General features: G+C 70.9%; 1 protein-coding gene. It reads right to left on the reverse strand.

Features of this window, described 5'->3' with window-relative positions; translation table 11 throughout:
• A partial coding sequence (locus tag GMA12_RS18145) for a heparan-alpha-glucosaminide N-acetyltransferase domain-containing protein (RefSeq protein WP_156270880.1) occupies positions 1-983 on the reverse strand: 983 nt, incomplete at both ends.

A 983-nucleotide genomic window follows, 5' to 3' on the forward strand; every position in this document is an offset into this window, starting at 1 on the left:
CCCTGACCCACCAGGGTCTGCCACACCAGGGCGAACAGTGCGGCCACCACCAGGTGCAGGAGGAACCACTGGTAGGGCGCGTCCTCGTGGAGCTCGAAGGACAGCACCACCAGATGCGCCGAGTACAGGGTCAGCGTCATCGCCCCCATCGCCGCCAACGGCCGCAGCCAGCTCTGGAGCCGGTGCGCGGCCAGGAGGAACACGCCCAGGACCGTCATGCCGACCCCCAGGCTCCAGGCGATGGACAGCGGAGTGTTCATGTGCGGGGTGGTCACCGCCAGCCACCAGGGCGTGCCCAACCGGTCGACCTCGGGTTCGAAGACCAACGCCCTCATGACCGCCTCCTCGTCCAGGCCGGGCGAGGACCCGACCAGGCGCTGGAATCCGCCGGCCGCGTACAGCAGGATCCAGGAGGTGAACTGGGCCGCGATCGCCAGGCCCGTCCCGGTCACGGCCAGGCGCGCCTGCACCTCCGTCGCCCGCAGGTCCAGCCGCCCGATGCCCATGCCGGCCAGGATGTAGGTCAGGTACGCCAGCGCCGGATAGGCGCCGGTGAGCAGCAGCTGCGCCAGCACCGCCGTCGGCTCGGTCAGCAGGTGCTCGAAAGTGGGATTGGACGAGGAGTAGTCCGGCAGCGCGTCCTGCAGGCCCAGGATCAGCAGCGGGGCGATCACCGCGAACACGCCGGCGGCGGCGAACAGGGACCGCGGGCTCAGGGACAGGAACGGAATGGCCAGCAGGAAGAACATGCCGTAGAACAGCAGGATCCCGTTGGCCGGGGCGTCCTCGGGCATCGTGTAGCCGATGAGCAGGCCTACGGCGGCGATCAGCACCGCGCGCACCGCCAGTCCGAGCCGATCCGCGACCAGGACCCGGCCCCGGTGGGGTCGGGTCTTGCCCGTGGACAGGGCCAGGCCCACCCCGGCCAGCAGCGCGAACAGCGCGGCCGAGTCCCCGGCGAAGAGCAGGTAGCTCCACGTCGG

Source organism: Kocuria sediminis, from assembly GCF_009735315.1.
GTDB classification, from domain to species: domain Bacteria; phylum Actinomycetota; class Actinomycetes; order Actinomycetales; family Micrococcaceae; genus Kocuria; species Kocuria turfanensis.